Here is a 14,934-nt window from a genome sequence, read left to right as displayed (position 1 = left end):
TCCTCAGTGCCACCGTCCTCAGTGCCACCGTCCTCAGTGCCACCGTCCTCAGTGCCACCGTCCTCAGTGCCACCGTCCTCAGTGCCACCGTCCTCAGTGCCACCGTCCTCAGTGCCACCGTCCTCAGGCTCAACCGGGAGCTCATGGTAGTCATCGTCCGTCAATGGGTCACCCTCACTCGGCGGCAGACCCTCGACCGTCACATGGTTGTCGATGAAGCCGGCGTCAGCATCATCCGCCGTGGCTGTATAGGTCGCCCACGCGTTCACTGACTCTCCAGGTGCCAGCACGTGGGCCTCCCCCGGCCACTCGCCATACTCGATCTCGGAGATCCCCTCCAGAGCGTCTGTCAGTTGGATGTCGCGCAGAGTCAGCACACCCGTGTTGGTGACGGTGAATTCATAGCGCACGCCGTCTCCCGAGAATCCCGGCGCGCCGTCGACGAATAGACCGTCCTTCTCGACGGAGATTCCCGCACACTGCTTGTCGATCTGGCCGATGAGCACGTTGCGCAGCTGTGCGAAGTCCACCTCGAGGTAGTCTTCGCCGAACTGCGGGCCCGTCACCTGTGGCATGTGCTCATGGAACAGGCCGTACTCGGAGTGCGTCAGGTTGTCGACAACTCCGACCCCGATGATTCGGGTCCCGGCCTCCTTGACCTGATTGGCGCTGCCCACAGCAGCATCGATCGTGGCCTGATCCGTGGCGTTACCGGGACCCCGCGGCGGCAGCCCCCACTGGGTGGGGTTGCCATCGGTCACGAAGAGCACCGCGTCGTAAGACTCGTGGGAGGCGCTCAGTTCCTGGAACGCACGGTCCCAGTTGGTTCCTCCCTGCATGGCCCCGGGCCGCTGAATCCCAGTCACGTGCTGCGCGATCGAATCCAACCCTGCCCCTGCGGTGTCCGTCAGCCCGAGGGGCTGATTGGAGGATTGGGAAGTGGCCGGTGCGTACGAGGCCCAGTTGTGGAACGCCAGCCGGACCGGGTACTCCTCCAGCGACTGGGCGAACTCCACCAGGCTTGAACGCAGCATGGAGAGCTGCTTGTCGTTGATGGAATTCGACAAATCGATGCTGACCGCCACGTCCAGCTCACACTGGTCTGCCAAGGCCGGGTTCGGAGCGGGCGACACCTTGGACTCGACGGCGGAAGCCGGCGTCGCCGCTGTCAGCGTCGCGCCGAATGCGAGGGCCATCGCTCCTGCAAGAGCGATCGCTCTGCGGACCGCACCTCGCTGACCAGGTCTATGCGGACCTGTTCCAGGTGGGCTCGGTAGGACGCCGTCCTGGCCGGAAGGGCCGGGCGTTGGCTGCGAGTAATCGTTTGGGGTCACATCATCTCCTCGGTATAGGTGTAAGAAAGGGACGTTCAGTTCTGCCGCCGAAGCTCCCGCTGTCAGGCCTGCTCAACGCAGGTGCTGGAGCAACGCGCGGCGGAGCACCGCACACGACCTCCACGCAAGTTCCTCAAGCTGCGCGGGCGTGCTCGGGCCCGTTCTCCCGCTGTGCGCGAGATGGTTCTTCACAGACACAAGATCGGCGGCCCACTGCGATGCCCCCTGCGGCAGCTGCTCCTCCGGGTTCGCACCCTTCGGACAGGTCTGGTCGTCCACCGCTGTATCTGCCAGCTCTGCAAGCTTGTGCCTCAGGGACACGTCCTTGCGCTGGCGGAGCTTCTGTCCAGAGCCCGCCACCCAGAGCGCTTCGAGTGCGGAGACCAGCAGCACGAGCCGACCCTCAGAACTCATCGCTCCGCTGCGCAGCACATCCCCGATGAGTCGACGCGCCGCAGGCTTCGTCCTGCGAAACATGAACCAGGAGGGGACGAGCTCGAGGAACTCCGGCATCTCGTACGTAATGGGCGGCAGCGGCAACCAGAGACCCGCGGCCGTCGAATCGCCGAACTTCTGGGCAACGTCCTGCCAGCTTCGACGCTCGTGCTGCCTGCCCCGGTCCAGAGTGCCGCCGACGATGACAGCCAGTTCGTCAAGCACCTGGCCTATGGCTCGCACATGAGCAGGAGTCATCGAACCTGGTTCGGCGAAGGAGATCATGACCTCTGCAGGGCAGCGATCCCCCTCGCGCGGCTGCGCAGGGTGGACCGTCACGGTGAGCATACGGTCACGACGAGGCGCCGCCCCTTCAGCGACGTCAGAGAAGGTGATCACGCCCGGTGACCATGGACTGATCCCCGTAGCGGCGCTGGCCGGACAGTCCGCGAGGACCCGGATGCTCGCCTGATCGCTTGTCGCGGGGGAAGATGCGGGGGCATGGCCCATCGCCGTGTGCACCTCCTGGTTTCTGAGCTGAGGTCTGATAGTCGTGTGCATCACCAGGAGGCCGGCAGGTGCGGCCGTCGTAATGGCCGCACCCGCCGGGGGGGGGTCAACGGCGCTTCGTGAGCAGACCCCAGATGAACGAGAACACCAGTGCGCCGATCACAGCGATACCCAGTGAGCCCCAGGACCACGGGTCACTGAGCACCTCGCCGACGCCCTTCCCTCCGAGAAGGCCGAACAGCAGCCCGCCGACGATCGCGCCGACGATCCCGAGCAGCATGGCCGTCAGCCACCCGCCGCCCTGCTTGCCGGGCAGGATGAGACGAGCGAGGGCGCCGGCGATCAGGCCGACGACGATCCAACCGATGATGGTCATGAAAAGTTCCTACTTTCGACAGTTGAGACGTGATGATCAGCGACCGACGACGGCGGAGACGTCGTCGGTCCGGGCGGGTTCCGCCACATGCGATGGAAGCGCGACCGTGGCCGTGGAGGAGGCACGGGTGCGCAGGACAGGGTCCAAAACGATGCTGACCGAGCCGAGTCGTGCTTCCAGGACACGTGCAAGATCGCCGCAGGTCTCGTGGACCAGCCGGTCGAGCAGCTCCGCAAGGTCACCTCGCTCCTCCGCCTCCACGACGAGCAGAACCTGAGGACGTCGCGCCTGGCCTCCGAGATGTGCAGCCACATTGACCACATCGGGGAGGTCTTCGGCCGCCTCCTCCACCGCTGAAGCGAGCACCTTCGCCGGCAGCACCGTCACCCCCGTGCGGCCGTCCTGCTGCAGCTGCAGCTCAGGACTCCGCGGCGGACGCGGAACCCCACGGATCAGCCAGGCCAGCACCAGCAGGGCCACCAGAACACTCACCGCAAGCACCACCGCAGGCAGCCAATCCACCGGCGTCACCGCTTCCTCGAGGGTCTGACCACTCGACGGCAGCGCGACGGATTCTGGCAACAGGTGGTCGAGCTGCCCGGCCAACCCGGTCCCGAGAAGCACCAGCACAGTGCCGCAGAACACTGAGACGAACCCGATGAAGGCGAGCCAGAGGCGGTTGCGCACAGGGGATCGGGCAATCATCCGACACCTCCTCGCCGTACGCGGACAGACACTCGCGGAATCCTGCGCAACTGCAGGGCCCGGAGCCTCCGGTCAATCCGCTCCTGGATCTCCTGCCGAGTCTCGGAGAGCTCCGCGGCGACAGACTGTGCCTCCACCGTGATGCGACGTGCTGTGGCGCGGGTCCGGACCGAAGTCACACCGTCAGTGCGCCGTGCCTCCCCTTCAGCCAGACGCCCCATCCCCCGGGTGGTCACCGCGCAGCGCAGCTGGTCGATGTACTCAGTGTTGAGGCGTCCGTGCGATCCGTCACCGTCCGCTGCGATCGAGGCGACCACCGGCCGACCCGGCCACATTGCGGCACAGATGACCAGCGCGCCGGCCAGCACCAGCGCGGCACCTAGGGCGAGCACTCCCGGGGAATCCCAGCTGAGGGTCCCGGCGGCCTCCAGCACGGATACTCTCTCCCCGGCTAGGAGCAGGCCCGAGGCCCAGCCGGCCGTCCCTGCCACAGTCAGCAGCACGAGGCCGACGATCCACGCGGCGACGACCCGTTGAGGTCGGTGCCGGATCAGCTCTCCCTTCCTCATGCGAGTCTCCTTCCGCCGCCCGCGTCGCGGGTCGCAAGTCGTCCGGAGGAACCCATCCGTTCGATCTGCAGGTCGATACGGCGCACCGGCAGTCCCGTGAGGGTCTCCACCCGCTGCTTCAGGTGCCGCCGGGCCGATTCGGTCACCTCGCGCACCGGGATCGGATACGGCAGGGCCAGACGGACCTCCAACGCGACCGTGCCTCCGGAGAGGGTCGCCTCCACCTGCGGCCGGGTGCGGCGGTCCACGCGTCCCAGGCCCAGCGGACCCCGGCCGGCCGCCCACACCTCAGGAAGCTCCGAGGCCGCCTGGGCCGCCGACTTCTCCACCACTGACTCGTGGACGACGAGGCTTCCGTCTGCGGGAGTCGAGGCGCTCATCGCCGGGTCCTCTCACGGGAGAGCATCCCCACCAGGTCGATCCGACCTTCGACGGTCGCGCCGACCACCAGGCCAAGGGCGGCGAAGAACGCCACGCCCAGCATCGGCAGAAAGCCGGCGAAGACGGCGACGAGACCCAGCGCGAGGCCGACGAAGAGTCCTGTGATGGTCGTGTTCATGATGCGCTCCTCTCCAGCAGGTCGACGGTCAGGCCAGGTCGTGGTCGTCGCTGTCGTCCTCGTCCTCCGGAAGGTGGACGTCGGCGACGGTGATGTTGACCTCGACCACCTGCAGGCCGGTTCCATGCTCCACGGCACGGATCACGTTGCGGCGGATGTTCTCGGCGACCTCCACCACCGCGGCCCCGTACTCGACGATGACGGTCAGATCGATGGCGGTCTCCTTCTCACCCTTCTCCACCGATACTCCGCCGCTGACCTGGGTCTTCGACCCGGGGATGCGCTCAGAGATCGCGTCGAAGGTCCGCCGGGCTGCACTGCCCATGGCGTATACGCCCGGCACCTCACGGGCGGCGATTCCGGAGAGCTTCTGCACCACTGTCTCCTCGACGGTGGTGGTGCCGTAGGCGGTGACCAGTGGGCTGTCCGCTGACTGCTCCGGCCGGGAAGACTTCACCGCCTTCCCCGTGCTGCCCGAGTGGTTCTGAGCGACGGCGGATGGTGTGGCGCTCTGACTGTTCTCTGCCATGCTGTTCTCCTTCGTGTGCGATCTCGCCGACTGTTCTGCGAGACGTAGACATCAGGGGAGACGTCCGCTGGGGCGAATCCTCACGCTCTGACGCAAACTTTTCTCCCGAAGCCGTCTCTGCACCCTTTCCGTCCCCCCAGTGACTGACTCGGAGGTAATATGTGCGCATGAGAAGCAGGCAGGCTCCCCACCCTGCAGCCGCCGTCGACGAGACAACAGTGGTCGCGCGGGCCCAGGACGGCGACATCGCTGCCTTCGAGCAGCTGCTGACCGCCTACGAGGTTCCCTTGCTGCGTCTTGCGGTGCGGATGCTGCGGGATCGCGCCGAGGCCGAAGACGTCGTGCAGGAAACCTTCCTGACAGTCTGGCGCCGACTCGATACCCTGGAGAACACTGACCGGTTCAGGACCTGGATCTATCGACTGGCCAGCAACGCTTGCATCGACGTCGTCCGCCGCCGAGAACGGCAACGCACTGCGTCCGCGGACCCGGCCGACTTCGCGGACGTCATCTCCACCGCCCCCTCGCTGGAGGAGACTGCGGAGCGCGGGGCGGCCGTGCGCCACCTGGAGGACGTGCTGGCCACGCTGCCCGCGGAGCAGCGACTGGCGTGGCTCCTCTACGAGGTGCACGGCCAGTCCTATGCCGAGATAGCACAGGTGATGGACAGCACCGAAGGCAGCGTCCGGGGCCGGATCCACCGGGCCCGGACAACGATCGTCAGGGGAATGGAGGGATGGGCATGACCGACCGTCCACACCATGACGCCGACGACCCCGGACTCGACGAGGCCGCCCTAGGCGCCAGCTACGGACGGCTTCAGGGAGTCATCGACGAGTTCCGCGAGGACGACGCCGAGATCACCGGCACGCTGGGTTCCCTGCGGAATCGCGTGATGGACATCGTGCACCGGGAATCGGTGCTCGGGCCCACCACCGAGCTGTCCACCCCGTCAGGTCACCGCTTCGAGATGCTCACCGCAACGATCCGGCAGATCATCCGCGACGCCGCCGACCAGGAGTCCGGCCTCATCGCCCGTCGCGTGCGTGTCGACGTCGACGACGCCGGGGACGCCACCGGGGGCTCCCCCGGGCGGTCATCGCTGACCGTGCGGGTCTCGGTGACCATTCAGCATGACATCTCCGTGCCCGCCGTCGACGCCAGGCTCCGGAGCCGCATCGCCCAGGCATTGGGCGAGTTGGTGGGTTCCGATCTGGCGTCGCTGGACATCCAGGTGGAGGACATCCATGACGTGTGACGATCATCTGTCTGCTGAGCAGCGGCTCGTGGCCGCGGTCGAACAGATCCCGGGTGCCGCCCAGGTGGTGCCAGGGTTCCGGCAGATCCTCGCCTCGGCGACCCGGTCTCTGCTGCGCCCGGACACCAGTGAGCCGGCCACCGGCATCGACGTCGTGTCCCGGGGTGGCGTCCGCGAGGTCTACATCGACTGCCACACCAACGGGACACGTCCTGCCTCGGAGGTGGCAGACGCGGTGGTCCGAACGGCCGCGGCGACGCTGGAGGTGGAAACCGAGCGTGTTCACGTGCGGATCATGCACGTCAACCGAATTGCCTCAACCTCGCTGGACTCTGGCGCCTCTGCGGGTCTCAGTCCCTGAGCAGGCGCAGATGGCCTCGGGTGAGGGCAGCCTCCGGTGTGGGCGGCTCGAGGCGCGTGCGACTCTCCCGAGTCGGCAACGTGCCCGGGGCGTGGGAGCCGGTGTCGTCCCCGGAGGTGGACCGGCTGGCCGAACGCGCTCCGGCGTCGACGTCGTCCTCACGGTGGCGGACCGCATCCGCCAGGGCCAGCAGGTCGTCCTGCGGCTCGGCAGGGGCCGAGGGGTAGTCCAGGCGCATCACCTTCCAGCCGCGCGGCGGGTTCACCGTGTCGGCATGGTGGGCGCAGAGATCGTAGCTGTGCGGCTCGGAGTACAGGCTCATCGGCCCCACCACGACCGTGGAGTCTTGATAGCTGTAGGTGAGCGTGGCCACGGCCGGCCGTCCACAGCTGCTTCGAGTGCATCGTCGCGAGGAATCCACGGTGCACCACCCTAGCGGAGGCCCCCTCCCCTGCTGGACAGGCACACCGGGGCACCGGGATACACCCGGACAGCACGGAGCAGATCAGTGCCGCAGACGGACCGGCACGCTCTGCCCGGAGTCCCGCAGCAGGTCCACCGTGCTCAGCGAGAACCGGTCCCCGTCCCGGGTGGTCAGCGCCGCGTAGAGGCTGGGCCCCGCCTCCTCCACGACGACGGCGACGGCATCACCGAGATCCTCCGCACTGAGCGTCACCGCCCCTTCCGCCGGGACGGTGACCTCCTCGGGCGAGGAGAGCTCGCCGTCCTCGGTGAGCAGCCGGTAGCTGACCTGGGCCTCCGAGCGCAGACCGGTCAGCCGCAGCTCCGACTCCCCCACATCCGGCACCAGCAGTCCGGACCCGGCCCTCAGAGGGGTGGCACCGACCTGCCAGGCGAAGTCCGTCGCAGCCGCGTCCTCTGCCGGTTCCCCACCGTCGGGGCCATGGCTGGAGACCGCCACATAGGTAGGCTCATCGGAGCGGACGACGACGTCGTACACCCCGGACTCGAGCCCACGCAGGTCCACCGTGTCCACCTCACCGGGCTCCACGGTGAACACCGCCGGATTGTCCAGCAGTTCGACGCCGTCGTCACCGAAGACCTGGACCTCCATCGTGGTCCGCGCGTTGCCCGGGGCATGGATCCACAGCTCGGCGGGCCGGGATGCGGGCTCGTCCTCGGTGGACTCCGGCACCGGGACCCCCGGCATCACATGCTCCGTGGCCGGACGGGCCAGCCCCGGCAGGAAGTCGACGCCCTCCCCGGTCAGGCCCACCGCCCGGGAGGACTGCAGCTGGGCGGCCACCGGGGCCCCGGAGGCCTGGACAGAGACCGCGAACTCCGAGCCGCTGCCGGCCAGCGCGGCGATGTTGACCGTACGCACCGATTCCCCGGGCACCACCAGAGTCCGCGTGCCTGCGGAACCTCGGTGGCCGTCGGCGTCGTAGCCGGTGACCTCCACGGTCGCGGCCCGGGAGAACGGGTTGGCCAGAGTCAGCAGAGAGGTCGCCCCGGCACCGACCTCCGGGCCGAAGAACCATTGGGACCGTTGCGGGACGCTGCACTCGATCGTGGCCAGGCCGGTGACCGGCCCCTCCTCGGCCAGGTAGGTGGAGCGGGCCGCCCCCGTGCCGGCGACCCCTCCGGGGAGCCCTTCGACCTCGAGCAGCGAGCTGGAAGGCGTCTCCGCAGCGTTCTCGGAGGTCTCATAGATCGCCTCCAGATCACCGAGCGCCGGGCGATCCTCCGCCGGCTGGCCGGGATCAGCGACGGCAGCCTCGTCGGCTACGTCAGACTCGGCGGGTTCGCTCAGCGTGGTGCCATCACCGGGGCCGTCCTCTCCGAGCTGCAACAGCCGCCCGGGCGGGAAGGTCCCCTCGGCGTCGGCCGAGAGCATCAGCGCCTGGAACCGGGCCGTGGCGGACTCGTCGCGATCCCGGTACTCCAGCAGGCCGTCTGTGGTCAACGAATCGGGCAGGCCCGGCGTCGGGGGGCACACCGACGAGGTCCCGGAGTCGGCGGCGGGGAAGGCTGCCGCGGCGATCTGCCCCGGCTCCGCGGCCTCTCCCTGGGGGTTCATCGCCACCGAGCTTCCGGCCACCGCCAGGATGCCCACCGCGGCCATCACCGCCACAGTGCGCACCCCCGCCTGGTGTCGGTGCGGGCTGTGCGCGGCGGGCTCCGGCTGGGGCTCCGGCTGGGGCTCCGGCATCGGCTCCGGCATCGGCTCCGGCTGGGGCTCCGGTGCCGGTTCGGGCTGCCGGGTTCGCTGGCGGGCCTTCTGCGCCGCCTGCTCCTCCCGTCGAGCACGGCGCAGGGCCCGACGGCGCTCCTTCTTCAGCTGCCGGATGTGCCGACGTACCTTCCTCGCGCTCATGGCTGTCCACCCTTCCCGTCCATGCGGGCCAGCTCAGCCTCGCTGGCCACCGGGAGCAGACGTGCGCTTCGGGGCAGCGGCACCGCGATCAGCGTCACCAGCAGCAGGAAGCCTCCCACCAGGATCATCACCGGCCAGCGATACGGGCTGCTGTGCTCGGCGGTGAGCACCCCCGCGGCCTCGCCGGTGCCCGCCTCAGCGATCAGCTCGGCTGGCAGCCGGAAACTCTGCGCCCAGTGGTCGGCCGCGACCGGCTCCAGCGCCACACCCTCGACCTGCGCCGCCCAGCCGGAAGCGGCCTCGGTGGCCAGCCGCAGCAGCAGGTCCTCCTCGACGACCAGCGGCTCACCGGCCTCATCGGTCAGGGACGTCAGGTCCACCTCAAGCGACCTGCCCTGGGCGGGCAACAGGGCCACGGTCTCTCCCTGCTCATCCACTAGGCGCGCCCAGGCGGTGGAGGCCCCCTCCACGTCAGCGGAGGCGAACACCCCGGCGGCCTCGGGCATCTCGGCCCTCCAGAGCAGGCCCCGGTCGGTCTGCCCCACCGCGATCAGTCCTGCCGCAGTGTCCACCGCATCCACCAGCGGGGAGTCCTCCTCGCTGCGGATCAGCACGAATCCCACACCCAGCTCATTCATCAGCGGCCGCACTTCGCCGGATCCCGGCGTGACCAGTGCCGCGACGAGCTCACCCAGACGACGGTCACCGACACCCAGCTCACGGTCCGGCGTCTCGGCGACCTCCCCGATCTGCGCCCACTCGGGCATCGCCTGCGGGCTGGCCCACCAGGGGACGTCCCCGGCGGTGACCACTGCACGGGTGGAGTCCAGCGTGCGTCCCTGCCCGGAGACCAGCTCCCCGACGACGCCGTCGCCGCCGGCCTCGAGCACCAGGGTGCGCTGCTGGGCGCCCCCGGTGCCCTGATCGGCCGCTGTGGCCGGGAGCTGCCGCACCTGGCCGGGGGCGATCTGCGTCTCCGCGGCAGTGACCGGGGTCAGCGCCTCACCGGTCAGCTGGGCCGCCGGCGCCATCCGCGGCGCCGCCCAGGAACCCAGAGAGGCGATCACCGAGAGCACCAGCAGAGTCGACGCGACCGGCGCCACGGTGGGACCCAGCCGCGGCAGGGCCCGGGGCAGCCGGTCCAGGGAGCCCACCGCGGCCATCAGCAGGCAGAACGCCATCACCGAGACCAGCGGCGTGATGTCGGCGGCGATCAGCCGACTGCCGTCATCCCCGACGGCCAGCCGGGAGGCCACCGCGGACAGTCCCAGGGCCGCCAGCAGCACCACACCGGCGACCAAGGCGTGTGCACTGCGCCGGGTGGCCGTGACCACACCGAGCAGCGCCACCAGCAGCAGGGGCGCCCCGACCACCAGGGCCAGCCGCAGACTCCAGAAGTCCGCCGTGAAGAACTCCGGCATGGCCGTTCCCCACAAACCGGACGAAGGATCGAAGGGCCGCGAGTGGCCCAGCAGCTGCTGCCAGAGCGGAGCAGCCGCCGCGGCCAGTGGCCGGGTCGGATCCGCCAGCAGCACAGCCACCGCGTTCTGCCCCGTCAGCAGCGCCGAACCGATCATGGGGGCCGCCAGGGCCACCGAGGGCAGCGGCAGCAGCCACAGCACCCTGCCTCGACGGCGCAGCACCAGGGCCCCGACCACACAGAGGAGAAGCATCAGCGGCAGAGTCACCGGGGCGGCCGCAGTCAGCACCGCCAGCAGCAGCGCCGCGGCGGCCGCATGCTCCCAGGAGGCCGTGTAGAAACGGCCCGCAGCCGAACCGGAGCTGAATCCGGGGCCGGATCCGGGGCTGCTCACGGACCGCGCCGGCACCACCCCCAGGGCTCGGGACCCGGCGAGCACCACCAGCGGCAGCAGCACATGGGCCAGCACGGCACCCACACGTCCCTCACCCAGCGCGATGTGCAGACTCGGCACCCCGGCCCAGAGCAGCGCGGCCACCACCCGGACGGTCCCACGCGCCGTGACCAGTCCGGAGGCCAGCCAGGCGGCCAGCGCCGCCAGCGGCAGCGCCAGCACCATCAGCCACACCACAGTGGTGGAGGCGTGACCGCCGGTCAGCGCTGAGAGGATCAGCAGCACCAGAGTGAACGGGTCCGCCCCGGAGAGCTGGCCCAGCCCCTCGGAGGAGATCAGGCTGAGCATCGAGACGGCGATCTCGCCGGTGTCGGCGGTGACCGGCAGCGCCGCGCCGCCGACCAACGCCTCGGCGCTGAGCAGGTCCCGGAACACCAGCAGGGACACTCCGACCAGCCCCAGCAGCATCAGGAACAGCCCGAGGCGATCCCCGGAGCGCCGCGTGGGCATCTCATCGAACTCACCGTGGGCCGAGGCCTGACCCAACAGCGCGTCATGATCCTCCTCGCCGTCACCACGCACCCCGGCCAGCCCGTAGCCGACCCGCTGCGGTGCCACCGTCTCGGCTGTGAGCAGCCGCCGCCGGTGCTGCCGCAGCTGCCCCGCAGGCAGCCGCAGCTGACGCTCGGCGCGGCGTCCGCGGCGCAGCAGATCCCTCTCCGAGTCGATCCGCTCATCCCGCAGCAGCCGCCCCGTCACCGCGCGGCGACCAGTGCGGATGACACGACGTGAATGGCCGATCGCCCCGACATCGAGCAGGCCGGAGGCCGCGGAGACCAGCTGACCCAGGGCGGCGTCGGGAGCCTTCACCGCAGTGAGCACCACAGTGCGCAGCACCGCGGCCACCCACTGGCCGACCCACAGCAGCGGCACGACCAGCGGCGACGCCTCCGAGAGCCGTCGGCGGATCTGTCCGCGGCGTTCCTCGCCAGGCAGGTGCAGCGCACCGCCGAAGCGATGCACCTCGTCACGGCGCGGCGAGTCGAGCCGACGGATCCGAGCGGCGGGCTGGATCACGATGTGCGCGCCGACCTCACGGGCGCGTCGGCAGAACTGGGTGGCCGCCGCATCCGGGGGCAGGGCCGGGTCGAACCCGCCCAGATCTCCGAACAGCGGCGCGTGGACCAGCATCCCGTGGGCGGACACGGCAGGGACGGCGTCGCGACCGTCATACTGCCCCTGGTCCAGCTCCTTGGGCTCGTTGAGCGGCACGACCTCACCGGACCGTGCGGTCCACAGCCCGACGTCGACCAGGCGGTCGTCCTGATGCAGCTGCTTCGCGCCGATCACCTGGATGTGGGGGTGGCTGTCCTCATCGGTGACGGTGAACAGCCTCTCCTCCAGCTGCTCCAGCGCATCCGGTGCCGGCAGCGCCCCGTCCGGCAGGATCCACAGCCACTGCGGCCGCGGAGTGAAGCCATCGGGCAGCTGACGCTCCAGATGGCGCCACAGAGGTGTCGCCCGGCTTCCCCCGGGCCCAGGGCTGGTGGTGCGGGAGGCCTGACCACGGTCACGCAGCAGCCCGGAACGCAGCGAACGGGACAGGTCCTGGGGTCCGCGGTAGGTCTCGGCGGAGAGTTCGATCACGACGTCGGGAGCCCGCGTCTGGGCATCCAACGCCGCCCGCAGCTGCTCGACAGACTCCTGCACCGACCCGCTCGACGAGGAATCGCCGCCGCCGTGCAGGACGACAGCGGCGATATGCGGGGCCGGGGTGGCGCCGATCAGACCGCTCGCTTCCGCAGCTTGCGGCGCTCGCGCTCGGAGAGACCTCCCCAGATGCCGAAGCGCTCGTCATTGGCCAGTGCGTAGTCCAGACATTCCTGCTTGACGTTGCAGGCGGCGCACACCTTCTTCGCGTCCCGCGTGGAGCCCCCCTTCTCCGGGAAGAAGGCCTCCGGGTCGGTCTGCGCGCACAGGGCGTCGACCTGCCAGGCGAGCTCGCCTTCGATCTGCTCGGCCGGGATCAGCGACGGCAGCCCCAACCACGTCTCGGAGCGGGCCGGCTGCGCCTCCGGCTCGGACTCAGTGCGGCGGGAAGGAGCCTCACTGAGCGCGACCGGGGGCTCGACCTCCTCGGCAGACCGCCGGGAGGACTCAGCCTGTTTCTCCGCCTCCTCATGGGCGGTCAGGAAGGCCGTGGCCTGGTCGTCCAGGGAGCGGCCGTGCTCCAGGCGATCCGCGGCCTGCGGATCCGCCGGGTCGACGAACCAGTCGGCAGGGACGTCCAGCGAGGGTCGCTGGGCGGCGCGAGCCTGCTCATGCTGCTCGTCGCTCAGCCGCTGTGCGTTCCCCATGGAGGGCCTCCCCTGTCATCCGTCAGTGGTGTGCAGTACTGATGGTCATTGACCACCGTGCGGCTCGAAGCCGCCGACACCTCCTAATTACACTGGCGTAAGTAACCATCCGTCAAGTGCTGTGAGCCTCGTCGCCAGAGGCCCCGATCAGCGCCATGACGCCCGACACGCCGCGTCACCACCGTTCTGCGATCGGTGTGGCGCACCAGGAGGATTCCATGGCTCCACTCAGCCTGGGCACAGGTTCGCACGAGGTTCCCGGGGACTTCCCGAAGCTGATGACGATGCTGGGCTCCCGGCCCCAGCCCGCAGTCGTCTGGTACGGCTCCAGCGGGGAGCGCGTCGAACTCTCCGGCCGCGTGCTGCAGAACTGGGCCGTCAAACTGATCGGGCTGCTGCGCGAGGAGACCGACCTGGACGCCGAGGACCACGTCCTGATCGACGTCGCCCCGCACTGGAAGGCCTGTGCCATCGCCCTGGCCGCGGCCGCCCTGGGCTGTCGGGTCACCCTGGCGCACCGCCGCGCGGCCGTGCCGGGCCAGGATCTCGCCCTGGTCGTCACCGACCGTCCCCACCACTGGGAGACGTCGGAGGCGCTCGGCGACGCCGAACTGGCGGCCCTGTCCCCGGGGCTGCTCGACGACTCCTACGCCGAGGCCGTCGGGGAGGACATCCCGGGCTGGGTCCTCGACGTCTCCGCCGACGTCCGCCAGCACCCCGACCAGCTGCTGGAGCCGCTGCCGCAGATCCCCCTGCCCACGCTCCCCTCCGGCAGCACCGCAGAGGATCTCCGGACGCGGCGGGACCTCCTCTGCGCCGAGCCGGACCACCTGGCCGCCGTCTCCGGCCTCGCCGTCGGCGCGGCCCAGGACTGGACCGCCTGGCGCACCCACCCCTGGGGCCCGGAGGCCCCTGAGACGATGATCCACACCTGGGCGCACGGCGGGACGACCGTAGTGGTCGACGCCGCCACGGATCAAGGCACGGACGATCAGGGCACGGACGATCAGGGCGAGCTCTGGGAGACGGTGCTCAGGAACGAGGGGGTCGGCTGAGGTCGTCATCGTGAGGACGCGGCTCGTCCTCGGAGACCACCGGGACCTCACCGGTGAGCAACTCACGATCAGAGATCATGTGCGGGCCGGGCTCGGGCTCGCGCTGCGCGTCGCCGGTGAAGACCCAGAACTTATACGCCACGAAGCGGAACGCGGTGGCCAGCACCAGGCCGATGATGTTGCCCGCGATGAACACCTGGGTCACCGAATCCAGGCCCAGCAGGTACTTGCTCACCCCCACGCAGCCGGTCTGGATGCCCAGGCCGATGGCGTTCATCAGCAGGAACAGGACCAACTCACGCATCTTGCCGCGGGTCCGGCTGTGACGGAAGGTCCAGTACCGGTTCGCCACCCAGGAGAACAGGGTCGCGACCACCCCGGCGACGACCTTGGCCTTCAGCTGGGAGTCGTCCATCGGGCCGCGGAGCAGCCAGAGGAAGATCGCGGAATCGATCACGAACGCCACGCCGCCGACGACCCCGAACTTGGCCAGCTCCCGCCACAGGACGAGGAACAGGTCACGGGCACGGCACCAGAGGCGAGAGATCATGGACTGACGACGACTCCATCGAAGGAAACACGGGCGGGCGAGCGGCACGGTCCCCAGACCGGACCTCACCCGCCGACCCCCAGTGTACGGACAACCCGGGGCCGTCTCTGCCCGACCCCGGGAGGACAACGCCGAGTATGAGCAGAATCACGACACCGCCCCCGCAGGACTGAAGCGGTTGTGC

At 69.6% G+C, this 14,934-nt stretch carries 17 protein-coding genes; 4 read left to right on the top strand and 13 right to left on the bottom strand.

Annotated elements, in window-relative coordinates; genetic code table 11:
- The 8 genes from ACYVKI_RS11690 to ACYVKI_RS11655 all read right to left on the bottom strand — a co-directional run.
- A partial coding sequence (locus ACYVKI_RS11690; RefSeq protein WP_460690517.1) for a DUF7507 domain-containing protein occupies positions 1-1,196 on the bottom strand: 1,196 nt, incomplete at its 3' end.
- Positions 1,197-1,406: 210 nt separating this feature from the next.
- Complete coding sequence (locus tag ACYVKI_RS11685) at positions 1,407-2,168, bottom strand: hypothetical protein (protein ID WP_460690516.1); 762 nt, start codon at positions 2,166-2,168, stop codon at positions 1,407-1,409.
- Positions 2,169-2,385: 217 nt separating this feature from the next.
- Positions 2,386-2,655: a GlsB/YeaQ/YmgE family stress response membrane protein gene (locus ACYVKI_RS11680; protein ID WP_460690515.1), complete on the bottom strand. Its 270-nt coding sequence runs from the start codon at positions 2,653-2,655 to the stop codon at positions 2,386-2,388.
- Between the two features lie 36 nt (positions 2,656-2,691).
- Positions 2,692-3,360, bottom strand: coding sequence for a hypothetical protein (locus ACYVKI_RS11675; RefSeq protein ID WP_460690514.1), 669 nt, complete (start codon positions 3,358-3,360; stop codon positions 2,692-2,694).
- The gene (locus ACYVKI_RS11670) at positions 3,357-3,929 is read right to left on the bottom strand and encodes a DUF6286 domain-containing protein (protein WP_460690513.1); all 573 of its coding nucleotides are present in this window, start codon (positions 3,927-3,929) and stop codon (positions 3,357-3,359) included. Before ACYVKI_RS11670 ends, ACYVKI_RS11675 begins: the two co-directional genes overlap by 4 nt.
- Positions 3,926-4,309 carry an Asp23/Gls24 family envelope stress response protein gene (locus ACYVKI_RS11665; RefSeq protein ID WP_460690512.1) on the bottom strand — a complete coding sequence of 128 codons (384 nt, stop codon included), beginning with the start codon at positions 4,307-4,309 and terminating at the stop codon, positions 3,926-3,928. The genes ACYVKI_RS11670 and ACYVKI_RS11665 overlap by 4 nt, the downstream gene beginning before the upstream one ends.
- A complete protein-coding gene (locus ACYVKI_RS11660; protein ID WP_460690511.1) occupies positions 4,306-4,488 on the bottom strand; it encodes a hypothetical protein in 183 nt (60 codons plus the stop codon). Before ACYVKI_RS11660 ends, ACYVKI_RS11665 begins: the two co-directional genes overlap by 4 nt.
- Before the next feature lie 28 nt (positions 4,489-4,516).
- Positions 4,517-5,017 carry an Asp23/Gls24 family envelope stress response protein gene (locus tag ACYVKI_RS11655; protein WP_460690510.1) on the bottom strand — a complete coding sequence of 167 codons (501 nt, stop codon included), beginning with the start codon at positions 5,015-5,017 and terminating at the stop codon, positions 4,517-4,519.
- 167 nt (positions 5,018-5,184) lie between these two features.
- On the opposite strand from ACYVKI_RS11655, the gene ACYVKI_RS11650 reads away from it, so the two are divergent.
- Genes ACYVKI_RS11650 through ACYVKI_RS11640 form a run of 3 tightly spaced genes read left to right on the top strand, consistent with a single transcriptional unit; the run spans position 5,185 to position 6,636 of the window.
- Positions 5,185-5,763 carry an RNA polymerase sigma factor gene (locus ACYVKI_RS11650; protein WP_460690509.1) on the top strand — a complete coding sequence of 193 codons (579 nt, stop codon included), beginning with the start codon at positions 5,185-5,187 and terminating at the stop codon, positions 5,761-5,763.
- Entirely contained in the window at positions 5,760-6,275 is a 516-nt protein-coding gene (locus ACYVKI_RS11645) for an Asp23/Gls24 family envelope stress response protein (protein WP_460690508.1), read from the top strand. Before ACYVKI_RS11650 ends, ACYVKI_RS11645 begins: the two co-directional genes overlap by 4 nt.
- On the top strand, positions 6,265-6,636 hold the full coding sequence (locus ACYVKI_RS11640) for a hypothetical protein (RefSeq protein WP_460690507.1): 372 nt from the start codon (positions 6,265-6,267) through the stop codon (positions 6,634-6,636). The genes ACYVKI_RS11645 and ACYVKI_RS11640 overlap by 11 nt, the downstream gene beginning before the upstream one ends.
- Here ACYVKI_RS11640 and ACYVKI_RS11635 read toward each other — a convergent pair.
- The 4 genes from ACYVKI_RS11635 to ACYVKI_RS11620 all read right to left on the bottom strand — a co-directional run bounded on the left by ACYVKI_RS11635 (position 6,626) and on the right by ACYVKI_RS11620 (position 13,145).
- A complete protein-coding gene (locus ACYVKI_RS11635) occupies positions 6,626-7,009 on the bottom strand; it encodes a DUF3499 family protein (protein WP_460690506.1) in 384 nt (127 codons plus the stop codon). The genes ACYVKI_RS11640 and ACYVKI_RS11635 overlap by 11 nt on opposite strands.
- A gap of 132 nt (positions 7,010-7,141) precedes the next feature.
- Positions 7,142-8,974 carry a DUF5719 family protein gene (locus ACYVKI_RS11630; RefSeq protein ID WP_460690505.1) on the bottom strand — a complete coding sequence of 611 codons (1,833 nt, stop codon included), beginning with the start codon at positions 8,972-8,974 and terminating at the stop codon, positions 7,142-7,144.
- Positions 8,971-12,498 carry a hypothetical protein gene (locus tag ACYVKI_RS11625; RefSeq protein ID WP_460690504.1) on the bottom strand — a complete coding sequence of 1,176 codons (3,528 nt, stop codon included), beginning with the start codon at positions 12,496-12,498 and terminating at the stop codon, positions 8,971-8,973. The genes ACYVKI_RS11630 and ACYVKI_RS11625 overlap by 4 nt, the downstream gene beginning before the upstream one ends.
- Before the next feature lie 74 nt (positions 12,499-12,572).
- The gene (locus ACYVKI_RS11620) at positions 12,573-13,145 is read right to left on the bottom strand and encodes a WhiB family transcriptional regulator (RefSeq protein WP_460690503.1); all 573 of its coding nucleotides are present in this window, start codon (positions 13,143-13,145) and stop codon (positions 12,573-12,575) included.
- Between the two features lie 218 nt (positions 13,146-13,363).
- Between ACYVKI_RS11620 and ACYVKI_RS11615 the strand changes: the two genes are divergently transcribed.
- Positions 13,364-14,200, top strand: coding sequence for a TIGR03089 family protein (locus tag ACYVKI_RS11615; RefSeq protein WP_460690502.1), 837 nt, complete (start codon positions 13,364-13,366; stop codon positions 14,198-14,200).
- On the opposite strand, the gene ACYVKI_RS11610 is transcribed toward ACYVKI_RS11615, so the two are convergent.
- Positions 14,178-14,750 carry a GtrA family protein gene (locus tag ACYVKI_RS11610; RefSeq protein WP_460690501.1) on the bottom strand — a complete coding sequence of 191 codons (573 nt, stop codon included), beginning with the start codon at positions 14,748-14,750 and terminating at the stop codon, positions 14,178-14,180. The two genes, ACYVKI_RS11615 and ACYVKI_RS11610, sit on opposite strands and share 23 nt — an antisense overlap.
- Positions 14,751-14,934: the final 184 nt, after the last annotated feature.

This window comes from Nesterenkonia suensis (assembly GCF_054782935.1).
Note: the sequence above shows the minus strand (reverse complement) of the source record. Positions and strands in the feature narration are given on the sequence as shown.

Coding starts and splice junctions, on each gene's coding strand:
- ACYVKI_RS11680 (WP_460690515.1), bottom strand. CDS start 2,655: ATGACCATCATCGGTTGGATCGTCGTCGGCCTGATCGCCGGCGCCCTC.
- ACYVKI_RS11640 (WP_460690507.1), top strand. CDS start 6,265: ATGACGTGTGACGATCATCTGTCTGCTGAGCAGCGGCTCGTGGCCGCG.
- ACYVKI_RS11630 (WP_460690505.1), bottom strand. CDS start 8,974: ATGAGCGCGAGGAAGGTACGTCGGCACATCCGGCAGCTGAAGAAGGAG.
- ACYVKI_RS11670 (WP_460690513.1), bottom strand. CDS start 3,929: ATGAGGAAGGGAGAGCTGATCCGGCACCGACCTCAACGGGTCGTCGCC.
- ACYVKI_RS11650 (WP_460690509.1), top strand. CDS start 5,185: ATGAGAAGCAGGCAGGCTCCCCACCCTGCAGCCGCCGTCGACGAGACA.
- ACYVKI_RS11610 (WP_460690501.1), bottom strand. CDS start 14,750: ATGATCTCTCGCCTCTGGTGCCGTGCCCGTGACCTGTTCCTCGTCCTG.
- ACYVKI_RS11665 (WP_460690512.1), bottom strand. CDS start 4,309: ATGAGCGCCTCGACTCCCGCAGACGGAAGCCTCGTCGTCCACGAGTCA.
- ACYVKI_RS11620 (WP_460690503.1), bottom strand. CDS start 13,145: ATGGGGAACGCACAGCGGCTGAGCGACGAGCAGCATGAGCAGGCTCGC.
- ACYVKI_RS11615 (WP_460690502.1), top strand. CDS start 13,364: ATGGCTCCACTCAGCCTGGGCACAGGTTCGCACGAGGTTCCCGGGGAC.
- ACYVKI_RS11660 (WP_460690511.1), bottom strand. CDS start 4,488: ATGAACACGACCATCACAGGACTCTTCGTCGGCCTCGCGCTGGGTCTC.
- ACYVKI_RS11675 (WP_460690514.1), bottom strand. CDS start 3,360: ATGATTGCCCGATCCCCTGTGCGCAACCGCCTCTGGCTCGCCTTCATC.
- ACYVKI_RS11645 (WP_460690508.1), top strand. CDS start 5,760: ATGACCGACCGTCCACACCATGACGCCGACGACCCCGGACTCGACGAG.
- ACYVKI_RS11655 (WP_460690510.1), bottom strand. CDS start 5,017: ATGGCAGAGAACAGTCAGAGCGCCACACCATCCGCCGTCGCTCAGAAC.